Raw genomic sequence first — 15,209 nt, forward strand, 5'->3', positions numbered from 1 at the left:
CGGTCTCTCAGGAGTATTTAGCCTTATGGGATGGTCCCCACAGTTTCATACAGGGTTTCACGTGCCCCGCACTACTCAGGATACCACTATCTGTAACTGTCTTTACTTATACCGGGCTATCACCGTCTATGGCTACTCTTTCCAAAGTATTCTAATTCATAAAGCACAAAATACCGTGGTCCTACAACCCCAGCAATGCCGTAACATTACTGGTTTGGGCTAATCCGCGTTCGCTCGCCACTACTAGCGGAATCACTATTGTTTTCTTCTCCTCCGGGTACTTAGATGTTTCAGTTCTCCGGGTTTGCCCCATTTCTGGTACTATATCTTCAATATAGTGGGTTGCCCCATTCGGATATCTACGGATCAATTCTTGTGTGCAGATCCCCGTAGCTTTTCGCAGCTTATCACGTCCTTCATCGCCTCTGAGAGCCTAGGCATTCCCCATACGCCCTTAATTAGCTTATTGTACTTATTGCTCTTTTAAGGGCTTATGTATAAAATACATAAACCTTTATATTATAATGAGTTAATCATATTATATTCATATTCTTGCGTATATAACCGGCTAGGTTACATACGACTTCTCGTATTCTTTAATTATTTCCCAATATGTCAATGAACGTTTTCCCATAATCAGTATAAAATCTATGTAAGTAAAAACGTATTGCACTCTCGTGAATCCTGTGTTTTTAAAAACTATATCCTTTATACCTAAGGATGATAACTACTATAAAGTAACTATCTTGGTGGAGAATATCGGAGTCGAACCGATGACCTCCTGCGTGCAAGGCAGGCGCTCTAGCCAGCTGAGCTAATCCCCCATTTTTATGAAATTCCGATGATGACATCAGTTTTCGAATGACGAAGTAATGATTCTCAACTTCTAAAATTTCCTTCAAAATGTAATAAAATGAACATCGCGATTTATTAAGCTTTCGCGAAAGCGTATCCCCTCTGCCTGCGACATCTCCCCTAAGGGTAGAATTCTAAGCAAATTCCTATTTATTCCTTCCCTTTGGGAAGGCTAGGATGGGAATAGTAGTCTCAGGCAGACTCGAACTGCCGACCTCTACATTATCAGTGTAGCGCTCTAACCAGCTGAGCTATGAGACTGTAATTAAACAATCTATAGTCGTTAAGTAATAGTCTTAAGTATAAAACTATACACTAAAGTCTAACTACTATTTACTTGTTTTATTAAAATTAAATCGACAGCTATTGAAAACTAAAACTTATTTTAACCTTTCGGTCGTAAGTCGTTTGCTGTGTATTATTGATATTGTTACATATAAATACGTAACGCACAATAACAGGGACAAGCTCTAGAAAGGAGGTGTTCCAGCCGCACCTTCCGGTACGGCTACCTTGTTACGACTTAGCCCTAGTTACCAGTTTTACCCTAGGCCGCTCCTTACGGTGACGGACTTCAGGTACCCCCAGCTTCCATGGCTTGACGGGCGGTGTGTACAAGGCCCGGGAACGTATTCACCGGATCATGGCTGATATCCGATTACTAGCGATTCCAGCTTCATGGAGTCGAGTTGCAGACTCCAATCCGAACTGAGATAGGGTTTATAGATTCGCTCCTTATCGCTAAGTGGCTGCTCTCTGTCCCTACCATTGTAGCACGTGTGTGGCCCAGGACGTAAGGGCCGTGATGATTTGACGTCATCCCCACCTTCCTCACGGTTTGCACCGGCAGTCTGGCTAGAGTTCCCGACATTACTCGCTGGCAACTAACCACAGGGGTTGCGCTCGTTATAGGACTTAACCTGACACCTCACGGCACGAGCTGACGACAACCATGCAGCACCTTGTAAATTGTCCGAAGAAAAAACTATCTCTAGTCCTGTCAATCTACATTTAAGCCCTGGTAAGGTTCCTCGCGTATCATCGAATTAAACCACATGCTCCACCGCTTGTGCGGGCCCCCGTCAATTCCTTTGAGTTTCATTCTTGCGAACGTACTCCCCAGGTGGGATACTTATCACTTTCGCTTAGTCACTCAGTCCGAAAACCAAACAACTAGTATCCATCGTTTACGGCGTAGACTACCAGGGTATCTAATCCTGTTCGCTACCTACGCTTTCGTCCATCAGCGTCAATATATTGTTAGTGATCTGCCTTCGCAATCGGTATTCTATGTAATCTCTAAGCATTTCACCGCTACACTACATATTCTAACCACTTCACAATAATTCAAGACATACAGTATCAATGGCAATTCTATGGTTGAGCCACAGACTTTCACCACTGACTTATATGCCCGCCTACGGACCCTTTAAACCCAATGATTCCGGATAACGCTTGCACCCTCCGTATTACCGCGGCTGCTGGCACGGAGTTAGCCGGTGCTTATTCTTATGGTACCGTCATCAGTCTACACGTAGACCTTATTCTTCCCATATAAAAGTAGTTTACAACCCATAGGGCAGTCTTCCTACACGCGGCATGGCTGGATCAGAGTTGCCTCCATTGTCCAATATTCCTCACTGCTGCCTCCCGTAGGAGTCTGGTCCGTGTCTCAGTACCAGTGTGGGGGATCTCCCTCTCAGGACCCCTATCTATCGTAGTCTTGGTAAGCCGTTACCTTACCAACAAACTAATAGAACGCATAGTCATCTTATACCGCCGAAACTTTAATGCCTAAATGATGCCATTCAAACATACTATGGGGTATTAATCTTCGTTTCCAAAGGCTATCCCCCAGTATAAGGTAGATTCTATACGCGTTACGCACCCGTGCGCCGGTCGTCAGCAAGTAGCAAGCTACCTCTGTTACCCCTCGACTTGCATGTGTTAAGCCTGCCGCTAGCGTTCATCCTGAGCCAGGATCAAACTCTTCATCGTGTATTGTAAATAAATTTAACTCCTCACGACTCGAAATATCTGGTCAATAATAAACTTCTAGTTTTCAAATTCTTTGTAATAATACCCAAAGGTATTAATACGCGCTGTCAATTCAATAAATCAATGAACTTTCTCTACTACTATTAATAGTAGAAAACTCTTGTAAATGCTAAGGATTTGAACCTTAAATTAGAATAACTAATCTTCCAAAACATCTCAATAAATTACTTTTGAACTTCGCTAGATATGTTACTGTTTCTCTAAGCGGGTGCAAATATACAACTGTTTTTTAAACTCACAACTTAATCTTAAAAATAATTGAAAATTTAATTTTCAACCCATAAAACTAAGCAACAATCGCAATGAACATAACTCCCAAATAACCTCCATTTGTTAGCGGCTGCAAAACTACAACCTTTTTCCTAATCACAAACTATCTTTTGAAAAATAATTTGAAGAAATAAAAAATAACTTTTTGAAGACATTTAAAAGAACAACCGCTTGCTGTTAAGCGGGTGGCAAAGATACACCGAAGTTCTAATCTGACAAGAATATTCTTAAGAAAATTTTAAGGAAATATGCAACTCACTGTAAACACAAGAAGTAGCTTTTAAAATAATTTCAATGACACCTCAACTAACCTAAAAGAACCCTATTTTACCTCTCACAAACTCAGAGAAACTAGCAATTCTCACCTCAGCAACCATCAAATAGCTGCAAAAAGCACCCTAGAAATTTTCGCGAAAGCGTAAACCATCTATAAGAAGAAGTTCCATACGATACCAAAACGTATATTAAAGTCTCTATATGGATATCCAGGGGCACTATAAAAGTCGCTTCCTGTAAAACTACTATTGAAATGCTCTGCTTTTATAAAGATTCTTGTTTGGCGGACTTTCATATTAATAAAGAAGTCCAATAATGGAAAGTTACCTAGCTCTTCTGTGCTTTGCACATAAAACTCGGCTAAGGTAGGATCATAGCCATTGAGATTATACTTAGTAAAGTAGTTTGCTGTAATACCTGTCTGAAGAAACAATGCTTTCTTAAAGAGACGGTCTGTAAAGTAAAAACTACCTCTCCCTACTACATCTGGAACATTGAGCACACCCTCTGCCCCTGTTACATTTTGATAGGTGGCCGTAAGATCGAGGTTAAACTTACCAAACTTGATATCTCTATTTGCACTTATCTTTAGATGATTTACCGCTTCTCCAGATTGACGAGAGGCTACAAGCCCGTCTTCTCCAAGTCCAAAATATGCGTAGTCCTTTATAGTAGATGCAGACGCCTCAAGATTTACGAGACTCTTTGCGTCTAGTTGCGCTGCTAGCGTATTTGTTTTTACCGTAGCATAGTTGTCTTGATTAGACCAGTTATAGTTTAAATAATTACTCTGAAACAGTAAGTGATTAAAACTAGCTTGTCTTGCATTACTGAGAATACTCACAGAGAATCGCTTATCATCTGCTATCGAATATCCCGCTTCTCCATATATATTGTACCCATCAAAATCACCCACCACATTTACCTGTGCCTCTCCTTCTATATCAAATCCTCCAATCCTATTTTTGTAGGCTCCACCTACAGCAATGTTTGTTCCCTGTAATCTATTAGGCACACGCTCAGAAACACCATCCCCATCTGCATCTTGAATAAGCACTGCGTTATACCCGTAATCATAGTACAAAGCGTTTGCTTGAAACTTGAGTTGCCCTAGCTTTTTATCTTCATAAACAGCATTGATTTCATTATAGGTTTCTTCATGATCTGTTCTATCTGAAAAACTGGTTTGACTAAACGCATCACCAAAAATTGCATTTGCCGCATCTTGTCTATAGGTATAGAACTTATTCTCACTATTAAAAATATGCCCTACCCTAAGACTATAATCCTTGAGGCTATCTTTTTTCTGGACAAGGTTATAATGATGATTCACATATATACGTGTGCCATCAAGTATGTTTTCTGCATCCTCAAAGTTTACAGGTAATCTTGATCTATCACTAAAGTCACCTTCACCACTATTAAACTGCTCTATACCTTGCTCTGTAAGTCCGCCGTTTTCTTGATTTAATAAATCTTGTGCAACCCAGTGCGCTTTTATATGATACCTATCATTTTTAGTACGATAGCTTCCTGCAAATCTAAAGTTACCAGAACTCGTTAAGGCGTTTTGATATTTACCTAAACTACGCACTCCTTTATATGCAATAGACATGTTAAGTCGTGGATGAATATTTAAAGTAAAGAATGCATCTAGCTGCTGCCCTTGCTCAAAGGCACTTCTATAAAACAATTCTGTAAGCGGTGTAGGCAGGTGGTAGTAATTAATATCTTCTACCTCCATGTATGCAAAATGTCTAGCCTGCGCTATATATCCTGGTGTAGTGCGTCTATTATTAAAGTTATAAATGAGGGTATTATTAGTTTGCCCAGTGTTTGCAAATGGCAATAAGCCATATCTATCTTTACGCAGGTAATTAAATTTGTAGTCCTTCTTTATGTTAAGCGTAGTATCTACATGCGTAGTATCTCTAGCAATTGATATGATTTTGTAATCCTCAACGGGTGGTCTTTCGAACTTCTTGATATTAGTAGAAGAAACCTCTCTGGCATTAAGAGGATCATTATTATCGTTTTGCTGTATAATGCCTGTAGATGACCCCTTAGTAGGGATCCGAGAAATTTGTGCAAAAAGCATGGTTTGCAACAGGCAAAATAATAAAATCAAAACTCCTCTCATACAAAAAAATTATAGCGTCAAAATTACATTTTTATCCTCGAACCTCGTATTTTCAGCTCCACAAAGATGCTTAAACTCAAATATCATACTCATCTCATAGAATGTGGCACGGACGAAGCTGGCCGTGGCTGCCTCGCAGGCCCTGTTACTGCTGCTGCCGTAATGCTTCCAGACAACTTCATTAACGAGATCCTTACAGATTCTAAACTTCTCACAGAGAAGAAACGTGAATTACTCAAACCTATTATAGAAGAAGAAGCAATTGCTTACGGTTTTGCTCATGTGATGATGAGTGAGATAGACGATATTAATATCCTTAATGCTTCTATATTAGGAATGCACCGCAGTATTGAAAGTATGATAGGTACGCTTTCGCGAAAGCAAAAAAAACCACAACACATTCTTGTAGATGGCAATCGGTTTAAACCTTTCCCTAAGATTGACCACACTACAGTTATAAAAGGCGACGGAAAATACTTGCCTATTGCTGCTGCGTCCATTATTGCAAAAACTGCTCGTGATGAATATATGAATCGCATACACGAAGAGTTCCCCATGTACAATTGGAAGAAAAACAAAGGATACCCAACCAAAGAACATCGAGAAGCAATACGTAAATATGGTATTACAAAGTATCATCGCAAGAGCTTTAAATTACTTCCGGAGCAATACGAACTTGATTTTACGTTTAAGAATAACAGCTAATCTCTTGTTTAAAAAGTAGTCAATAACAATATGTGGTTCTCAAGAAGTTCTCCAGACTGAGGTTGTATTTTTGAACCCACCTTAAGCGCACTTATGAAACCTTTCTTATATATACTTTTTAGCCTTGTTGTTCTCGCTAGTTGCGACACTACACCAAAGGCATCATCTTCTATTACTAAATATATACCTCGCAAAGCGGCGGTAGTGATAAAGACTAATGACTTTAAGGATTTTAAAAGCGCACTTGTAAATAACGACCTTATACAAGAGCTAGCTCCTACGGCACTTTATAAAACTCTAGTTAAAGGGCAGACATTGTTTAAAGACATACAGCCAGATGGCGAGACCTTGTTATGTTATACAAAACTAGGTCGTAATGACTATGACATTAGTATGATCACAAAAGCACATGCTTCTCTTTTTAAAGGAGACTCGTTACTAATGAAAGAAGCAGCACTTAAGGACCCAACTATTAAAACACTAGGCGGAACTGCGCATTATCTCATATATAAAGACATACTTATTGCTAGTACATCAAAAATCCTTTTAGAAAATGTATTGAGAGAGGATAACACAAACATCTATGAAGATGATCTTTTTGAAAAAGCATATACCTCTTCTAGCAATAGCGCTACGGCTTCTATTTTCATAAGGGGATCAGAAGGTGCTAGCTTGTATAAGAGTCTATTTCCTAATGCAACAGCAAATGCACTCAAAAATTCATTTTCTTGGACTGCGGCAGATGTTGATTTGGACAACAATGACATCAGACTAAGTGGTGTTGCGCTGGTGCAAGATTCTACATCGCAAAGATTGAGTTTACTTAAGAATACACAACCAGTAGTAAATAGAATTGCATCTATCACTCCTACGGCTGCAACTGCTGTGGAAGCAATCACGTATGACGACTGGAAGCAGTTTAAATCTAGTAAAGCAGATTTTTTAAAACTAGACCTCTCAAAATACACGCTGGCACGAGAGGATCTTTTTGCTAGTTTCTCAGAGGTAGGAATAATTCATCTGCCAAAAGGAAAAGTAATAGTGGGAGTTTCTACAGACATCACGGTTACAGCTAATGCACTGGCGAGTGCTTCAGAAAAAGCCGAATTTAGAAAGGTTTCCATCTATGAGATTAATATGGGCTCTGCTTTCGCGAAAGCGTACTCACCTCTACTTAATCTATCATCTCCTACGTTATACGCATCGATAGATGACTTCTACCTTTTTGCCGAAAATCAAGAAGCACTAGAAACTGTGATTGCCAACTATCAAAATAAAGCAACCTTATCTAACAGCGCTACCTTCCAGAATACGGAAAGTACTTTAAGTCGCGCCTCTAGTTACTTATACATTTCTAGTCTGGGCAGTAATGCATATAAAGAGCTCGCCTCAGAAGACGGTCAAAAAGTTTTGAAGGATATCACTCTAGATGGTTATGATTATAGTGCGCTGCAACTCATTCAAGAAAAGGACTACTTGCTATTGAATATGGCGATTCTCAAGAACGACGAGGCTACTACAGACGCAAATATTGCTCAAATTGCCAATGTGAAACTAAGCGCAGACATCACAATGACACCGCAGCTAGTAACAAATCATCGTACAAATGGAAAGGATGTAGTGGTGCAAGACATTAATAACACGCTATATCTAATAAGTAATGCAGGAAAAGTATTGTGGCAAAAGGATCTAGATGGTCAAATACTAGGTGACGTGCAGCAGATAGATTTATATCGTAATGGCAGATTGCAACTCGCTTTTACCACGCCATCTTCCTTTTATGTTCTAGACCGCAATGGTAAAGAAGTTTCTCCTTACCCACTGTCTTTTAAAGACAACATCACGCAACCGCTTTCTATCTTTGATTATGATAACAATAGTAACTACCGCTTTGTAATCGTACAAAATGATAAAGTACTGATGTATGATAAAAATGCAAAGGCAGTTTCTGGTTTTACCTTTAGAGAAGCAGGAAGTGCTATCTTATATCCTCCAGCACATATGCGCATTGGTAATAAGGACTATATCACAATTGCCGAAAATAGCGGGAAGCTACACATCTTAAATCGAACAGGAAAAACGCGAATTGACGTTAAGGAAAAAATCAGCTTTGGTGACACACCTATATATAAGTATGGGAACAACTTTGAAACCTTTACGGTTAATGGTGAGAAAGTGAGCATAAACACTTCTGGAAAGCTTACACAAAGTATTTCAGATTTTCAATCTGATTCTAAAATTGCTATTGAGGATAAACTGAAAGTAGGTTTGAGAGAAAACAAACTTGTGGTAAATGGTAAGAAGAGAGAAATTGCCTTTGGCACCTATACTTCGCCTAGCATCTCAAGTACTGGAAAATCACAATACATTGCTATCACCAATACAGAATCTAGCGAAGTCTACATCTATGACAATAAAGGCGTATTACTACCTAACTTTCCTATTTATGGAACTTCTAAGGCAGATGTTGGCTTTTTACAAAGCAATAAGTCTTTAGGTTTTGTAACTCAAGGAGGCAGTAACTCGGTATTGATTTATAAGATTAACTAGCGCGACGTCCTTATATATACTCGGCGCCCCCTTCTGGGGTAATGAATTTGGCTTCAAAGAGCGCTGTGAAGTGTTTGAGTAATTTCTCTTTCACTTCGGCTTCGTCTACCCTTGTTTTGCCTAGCTCTACATTGAGAGACGTCACTGCTTTGTCTTTTATCCCACAAGGAATCATCAGATCAAAGTAGCCTAAATCTGCATTTACGTTTAATGCAAATCCGTGCATGGTTACCCAGCGGCTAGCACGCACACCCATAGCACAAATCTTACGTGCAAATGGCGTTCCTACATCAAACCAAACACCCGTTTCTCCTGGAGAACGTTCGGATTTTAGTCCGTATTCGGCTAGGGTGAGAATCACCATCTCTTCTAGTAGTCTCAAGTATTTGTGAATGTCTCTAAAAAAGCTATCAAGATCAAGAATAGGATATCCTACTATCTGCCCAGGGCCGTGATACGTGATATCACCACCGCGGTTAATCTTATAAAAAGTAGCTTTTTTCTCGGCAAGCTCTTTTTCGCTGACAAGCAAATTAGAAAGATCACCACTCTTGCCTAAAGTAAACACATGAGGATGCTCTACAAACAAGAAATGGTTAGGAGTTACCAGTCCAGCATTTTGTCTACGGTTGGCAATTTTCATCTCCACCGTTTTCTTAAAAAGCGTCTCTTGGTAGTCCCAAGTTTCTTTATAATCTCGATTTCCGAGGTCCTGTAAAATGATATTTTTATTCACGGCGCAAAGGTAAGAAAGGGTTGAGAGTATTGAAAGTTTTATTAATTGATTACTCTTGTGAGACATCTCCCCTAGCCTTACTAGATGTATGTGATTACTCTTGTAAAACATCTCCCCTAGCCCCTCTTCAAAGAGGGGAATACTCACATGCAAATTGCAACGAAGTTGCAAAAAATGAAGCCCCTCTTCGAAGAGGGGTTGGGGAGATGTTCGCAAGTTGTGAGAAACAAAAAGTCACCTTTTAGGGTCGGGGAAAACTTTTAAAAAAGCCACCCTTCAGGGTTGGGGAAAGCTTTTTTCGTAGTGCCTAGATTTTTCTTTTCCCCGCCCTAAAGGGTGGAAAAATCTATTTAATAAAAATTGCTTGAAAGTATCTACTCTGTTCTTAGTAGGTGTATGTGATTACTCTTTCGCAACATCTCCCCTAGCCCCTCTTCGAAGAGGGGGATACTCTTTTGGAAAAAGCTACCCTTTAGCGTTGGGGAAAGCTTTTTGAAAACATCATTACAATTAGAAAAACAATCACATGCAAATTGCAACGAAGTTGCAAAAAATGAAGCCCCTCTTCGAAGAGGGGTTGGGGAGATGTTAGCGAATTGTGAGAAACAAAAAGTCACCTTTTAGGGTCGGGGAAAACTTTTAAAAAAAGCCACCCTTTAGGGCTGGGGAAAGCTTTTTTTGAAGTGCCTAGATTTTTCTTTTCCCCGCCCTAAAGGGTGGAAAAATCTATTCAATGATAGCTACTTGGGAAAAAACATTCTTCATGTCTTAAAAAGTGTGCGTGATTACTCTTGTGAAACATCTCCCCTAGCCCCTCTTCAAAGAGAGGAACACTCTTGTGAAAAAAGTCCCCCTTTAGGGTTGGGGAAAGCTTTTGCAAACCCCTCCTCAAACACAGGAATACTCACATGCAAATTGCAACGAAGTTGCAAAAATTGAAAGCCCCTCTTCGAAGAGGGGTTGGGGAGATGTCCGCGAGTTGTGAAAAAACCCACCCTTCAGGGACGGGTCTACTTTAAAAAAAAGCCACCCTTTAGGGCTGGGGAAAGCTTTTATAATACCACCCCTTATTTATCCTCAAGAACCACCTCAAAGTTTTCTAAGGTTTTGTCTGTTCCTTCTAGTAGGGTTTTATAGTCTATAGAGAAAGTAACTGTTTTGCCATCTTCTGAGATTACTGCGTTTTCTTGAGATACGGAGATTACTTTTCTTGGAAATATATACTCTAGTTTCATAGTAGATTGATCTAGTACTTCGTCCATGCCTAGCACCATATCTTTCATCATATTGTTTTCCACTTCTCCATTTTCGTCTTTAAAAACGGCATCCTCTACGTCTTGCCTTGTCTTTTCAGATAATTCGCTACTGCCTTCTAGGTGTCTAGATACAGCTTTAGGATCTGTTCTTCTAAAGGTGTTCTCGGTAAAAGTATAAATCACCTTATTTGTGCTCAGCATACTATTTGCTGGGCTACTACTTGCTTTCTCTCCGCCTGGTGTGGTTTTCTTTGCGCTTTCAAACACTTTATCTACATCATATGCGATGCGCTCTATCTCCTTAAATTCTTTGAAGTCCTTTATAACAGTGAGTACCATCACCCCATTCTCCTCGTCTATGTTCATATTCATAGCAAAGTCTTTAAGTGCTTTCACATTCTCCTGCTGTGCAGCTGGTAGTGTGGCGATGCTATCCTTGTAGATTTCTAGAAAGTCGTTAAACACCATGGTGGTATCCATTTTCTCCTTCTTCTTTTCTGGATTACTCGCTCCACTTTGAGCAGCGATTGCCATGATTTGTGATAGGTCAAACTTAGACTCATAACGACCTCCCATGTCTTCATTAAACACAATACGCTCATGCATACTACAACTCACTAGTAATACTAAGAGTACTACTAGCAGTCCATAAACCTTTTTACTCATTCCTATTTCTTTGGATTATTTAATATTACGAGTGCTGCGATTACGCCGGGCACCCAGCCACAGAGCCAAAGTAAGAAAACTATTAATACAGACCCACATCCTTTACCTATTACAGCTAGTGGTGGAAAAAAGATGGCAAGTAAGACGCGCCAAATACTCATAAGTGAAGTTTTTTGATCCTCTCCTTAGGTTGGAAAGGTTGATTGATGTACTTAATAAGACGACATAATTTTCAGATTGTTACAATGTTGATTTCTGAGCGGGCTATTACTATCTTTGCGCCGCTCTACCACTATTTGTGTGTAGCGCTTATTTGCAAAAAATATAAAAGAATTATTACTGTATGCAACTGTCAGAACAAGAACAAGTACGCCGTCAAAAATTATCCCGCTTGCGCGAAATAGGAATCAATCCTTATCCAGCAGCACAATACCACGTTACTCATAGCTCTAAACAGGCAATCGAAAATTATAAAGAGGGTGAGAAGGTAGTAATGGCAGGTCGCTTGATGCGAAAGAAGATTCAAGGTTCTGCATCTTTTGGAGAGATTCAAGATGGTGAAGGTCGCATACAACTATACTTTAACCGTGACGAGATTTGCCCGGGAGAAGATAAGTCTCATTATAACGAGGTATTTAAAAAACTACTAGATCTTGGTGATTTTATTGGTGTAGAAGGAACGTTATTTACTACACAAGTTGGTGAGATTACGGTATCACTTACTGGCTTCACACTATTAAGTAAAGCTCTTAAACCATTACCACTACCTAAAACAGATGCAGAGGGTAATACCTATGATGAGTTTATTGATCCAGAAATGCGTTACCGCCAGCGTTATGCAGATCTTGCTGTAAACCCACATGTAAAAGAAGTATTTGTAAAACGCACCAAGCTTTTTAATGCGATGCGTAACTTCTTTAACGACGCAGGATATTTTGAAGTAGAGACTCCTATCCTACAACCTATTGCTGGAGGAGCTGCAGCACGACCATTTGTGACGCACCACAACTCACTAGACATGCCATTATACATGCGTATTGCAAATGAGCTGTACTTAAAGCGTCTTATTGTTGGCGGATTTGAAGGTGTGTATGAGTTCTCAAAGAACTTCCGTAATGAAGGGATGGACCGCACGCACAATCCAGAGTTTACCGCGATGGAAATCTATGTAGCTTATAAAGACTACAACTGGATGATGGAGTTTTGTGAGCAGTTACTAGAACACTGTGCGATTGCTGTAAATGGGACTACAAAGGCAACCTTTGGTGAGCACGAAGTAGATTTTAAAGCTCCGTATGCTAGAGTAACCATGGCAGATAGTATCAAACACTTCACAGGTTTTGATATTCTTGATAAAACAGAAGATGAGATACGCGCTGCCGCACAAGGCATGGGTATCGAGGTAGATGAGACTATGGGTAAAGGAAAACTCATAGATGAGATTTTTGGTGAGAAGTGTGAGGGTAACTACATACAGCCTACCTACATCACAGACTACCCTAAAGAGATGAGCCCGCTATGTAAGGAGCACCGTGATAACCCAGAACTTACAGAACGTTTTGAGTTGATGGTTTGTGGTAAAGAGATTGCAAATGCATACTCAGAGCTTAACGACCCTATCGACCAGCGTGAGCGTTTTGAGGCACAGCTAGAACTTGCAAAGCGTGGTGATGACGAGGCAACAGCTTCTATAGATTATGACTTCTTGCGTTCATTAGAGTACGGGATGCCTCCTACCTCAGGAATGGGAATTGGGATGGACCGTTTGATTATGTTCTTGACTAATAACCAGTCTATACAAGAAGTACTGTTCTTCCCACAGATGAAACCAGAAAAGAAGGCACTTGATCTTAACGAGAACGAAAAAGCAATTTACGACCTCCTTAAAAAGGAAAGCCCACAAGAACTTGGCGCACTTAAAACTGCAGCAGGTTTAAGTAACAAAGGATGGGACAAAGGCCTTAAAGGTCTTACCAAACTAGGCGCTGCCAAAGTTTCTAAAACAGACGAAGGTTTGTTTGTAACCATTGCAGACTAACCCCACCGTCTTACTATAAAAGACAATCTAATTACCGACTATCAAATCCCTGCTTTTTAAGTGGGGATTTTTTTATGCGCTTTCGCGAAAATTTGAATTGGTTACCTCGATGCTTATACTAAACTAATTGTTAATATAATTTTTATCAAATGTGGCTAGGCTCAAATGTTGAATGTTAGGAAGTTGTAATTTAGTGAACAATTATATGAGCTAGATATAATTCAAAACTAAAACATTGATGAATCAAGAAAAAACTATTAATGATATTGAGTTTCGGGGTTATCACGAACCTTTACTCAAAGGATATACTGAAGGAATTAAGGAGGTAATTAAGCCTATAAAAGACATCTGTAGCTTAATATTTTCTAATTCTAAAACAATATTAACCGATGAACTTATATCTCTTGTAAGAAAAACTGATGATGTTTATTTAGAATCTATAATTTATAGATTGATCGGAGTGAGGGAAATAATTTACTGTAGAGAAAATAATAAAAAATTAGATGTCAAATTTGTTTGGAAGTTAATTTCAAAGTCAATTGAAATTATTCCAATAGAGTATACAATCTCATCAATCGGCTCACAAGGCTTCTTATCGATACCTCTATATAAATTTGACAAATCTTTAGAAAGTTTTGATTTCATAAGATTACACATTTGGGATGACTCTTTAAATCAATATATTGATTTAAAAAAGCGTGATGACTTCTCAGTTCACACGCATACATTTTTTGCTGAGAGTTGGGTGATAACGGGGGAAATAATTAACAATACATTTGACTTTGAAATTAGTTCATCAAACTCTAAACACTCGTTTTTTAAAGTGGTTTATAACGATTCATTAAACGAAATAAATCAACACACGTCCAAAGCTATTAATGAAAAAATAGACGTCCAGATCAGCCAAACATCTAAAGAAACACATTTTAAAAACGGATATTATAATGTTAGCGCTGGAAAATTACATAAATCAGGCCATTCAAATTCACCTCTCGCTTCTGCAACATTTTTTTCTTTCACAGGGAAAAATGGTTTAGACAAATCCATCGTAATTGGCCCTAAAGATATTTCAGAATCTATTATAAATAGGAAAATGATTATTGACCCAACAGAATTACTAATTAAAATAAATACTCAGATATAATATGGATGAGAACCAAAAGAAAATGTTGTTAGATTGGATGAGAAAAATTCATCAATTAGAATATGCTCATTGTTATCAATCAATTTTTTGGTCCTCATTTGAAAAATGGATTGGTATTGGTGCTTTTATAATTTCAACAATCGTTGCATTTTCATATAGATTTCCAGAGATTGATTCTACTTATATTCAAAGCTATTTATTCCCATTTGCGCTTCTAATTGTTGCAATTTTAACCGGTCTTCAAACTTTTTTAAAACCAAGTGAAAAAGCCGAAAATCATAAACGTATAGGTTTTAATTATGAAAAATTGAGACATAGTATCGAATTGATATTAAATACAAAGATGACAAATGCAACTAGAAATCGAGAAATCGAAATTATTAAAAATGAGTGGGCTGACTTGAAATCAGTATATGTAAGTACTAGAAAATTTAAAAAAGGGAAGAAGGTAGTTGATGATTTAAATAAATACCCTGAAGAACTAAGCTTTTTAAATACAGCTTCAGAATGAATTC

9 protein-coding genes, 2 tRNA genes and 2 rRNA genes (1 of these 13 cut by a window edge) are annotated in these 15,209 nt (G+C 38.8%); 5 read left to right on the forward strand and 8 right to left on the reverse strand.

Annotated elements, in window-relative coordinates; genetic code table 11:
* From DCS32_RS03665 to DCS32_RS03685, 5 genes are all read right to left on the reverse strand, one after another.
* Positions 1 to 468: ribosomal RNA gene (locus tag DCS32_RS03665) — 23S ribosomal RNA — on the reverse strand (it extends 2,359 nt beyond the left edge of the window).
* A 279-nt stretch (positions 469 to 747) separates the two neighbouring features.
* Positions 748 to 824, reverse strand: a tRNA-Ala gene (locus DCS32_RS03670).
* Positions 825 to 1,042: 218 nt separating this feature from the next.
* Positions 1,043 to 1,116, reverse strand: a tRNA-Ile gene (locus tag DCS32_RS03675).
* A gap of 213 nt (positions 1,117 to 1,329) precedes the next feature.
* Positions 1,330 to 2,853: ribosomal RNA gene (locus DCS32_RS03680) — 16S ribosomal RNA — on the reverse strand.
* Together the 16S and 23S rRNA genes with 2 tRNA genes alongside form the textbook arrangement of a ribosomal RNA operon.
* Before the next feature lie 757 nt (positions 2,854 to 3,610).
* On the reverse strand, positions 3,611 to 5,557 hold the full coding sequence (locus tag DCS32_RS03685; RefSeq protein WP_108877039.1) for a putative porin: 1,947 nt from the start codon (positions 5,555 to 5,557) through the stop codon (positions 3,611 to 3,613).
* A gap of 108 nt (positions 5,558 to 5,665) precedes the next feature.
* On the opposite strand from DCS32_RS03685, the gene DCS32_RS03690 reads away from it, so the two are divergent.
* Entirely contained in the window at positions 5,666 to 6,304 is a 639-nt protein-coding gene (locus tag DCS32_RS03690) for a ribonuclease HII (RefSeq protein WP_108877040.1), read from the forward strand.
* Positions 6,305 to 6,397: 93 nt separating this feature from the next.
* Entirely contained in the window at positions 6,398 to 8,854 is a 2,457-nt protein-coding gene (locus DCS32_RS03695) for a hypothetical protein (protein WP_108877041.1), read from the forward strand.
* A gap of 10 nt (positions 8,855 to 8,864) precedes the next feature.
* Here the strand turns inward: DCS32_RS03695 and lipB are convergent, their stop codons facing one another.
* The 3 genes from lipB to DCS32_RS03710 all read right to left on the reverse strand — a co-directional run bounded on the left by lipB (position 8,865) and on the right by DCS32_RS03710 (position 11,673).
* Positions 8,865 to 9,590: a lipoyl(octanoyl) transferase LipB gene (gene lipB / locus DCS32_RS03700; RefSeq protein ID WP_108879229.1), complete on the reverse strand. Its 726-nt coding sequence runs from the start codon at positions 9,588 to 9,590 to the stop codon at positions 8,865 to 8,867.
* A 1,067-nt stretch (positions 9,591 to 10,657) separates the two neighbouring features.
* The gene (locus tag DCS32_RS03705; protein ID WP_108877042.1) at positions 10,658 to 11,512 is read right to left on the reverse strand and encodes a hypothetical protein; all 855 of its coding nucleotides are present in this window, start codon (positions 11,510 to 11,512) and stop codon (positions 10,658 to 10,660) included.
* Positions 11,513 to 11,514: 2 nt separating this feature from the next.
* A complete protein-coding gene (locus tag DCS32_RS03710; protein ID WP_013751129.1) occupies positions 11,515 to 11,673 on the reverse strand; it encodes a YqaE/Pmp3 family membrane protein in 159 nt (52 codons plus the stop codon).
* Between the two features lie 182 nt (positions 11,674 to 11,855).
* On the opposite strand from DCS32_RS03710, the gene lysS reads away from it, so the two are divergent.
* The 3 genes from lysS (at position 11,856) to DCS32_RS03725 (ending at position 15,205) form a co-directional block, all read left to right on the forward strand.
* On the forward strand, positions 11,856 to 13,550 hold the full coding sequence (lysS, locus tag DCS32_RS03715) for a lysine--tRNA ligase (protein ID WP_108877043.1): 1,695 nt from the start codon (positions 11,856 to 11,858) through the stop codon (positions 13,548 to 13,550).
* Positions 13,551 to 13,788: 238 nt separating this feature from the next.
* The gene (locus DCS32_RS03720; protein WP_108877044.1) at positions 13,789 to 14,694 is read left to right on the forward strand and encodes a hypothetical protein; all 906 of its coding nucleotides are present in this window, start codon (positions 13,789 to 13,791) and stop codon (positions 14,692 to 14,694) included.
* Position 14,695: 1 nt separating this feature from the next.
* Positions 14,696 to 15,205: an SLATT domain-containing protein gene (locus DCS32_RS03725; RefSeq protein WP_108877045.1), complete on the forward strand. Its 510-nt coding sequence runs from the start codon at positions 14,696 to 14,698 to the stop codon at positions 15,203 to 15,205.
* Positions 15,206 to 15,209 lie beyond the last annotated feature (4 nt).

The sequence above is a fragment of the Dokdonia sp. Dokd-P16 genome (assembly GCF_003095655.1).
Taxonomy (GTDB): Bacteria; Bacteroidota; Bacteroidia; order Flavobacteriales; family Flavobacteriaceae; genus Dokdonia.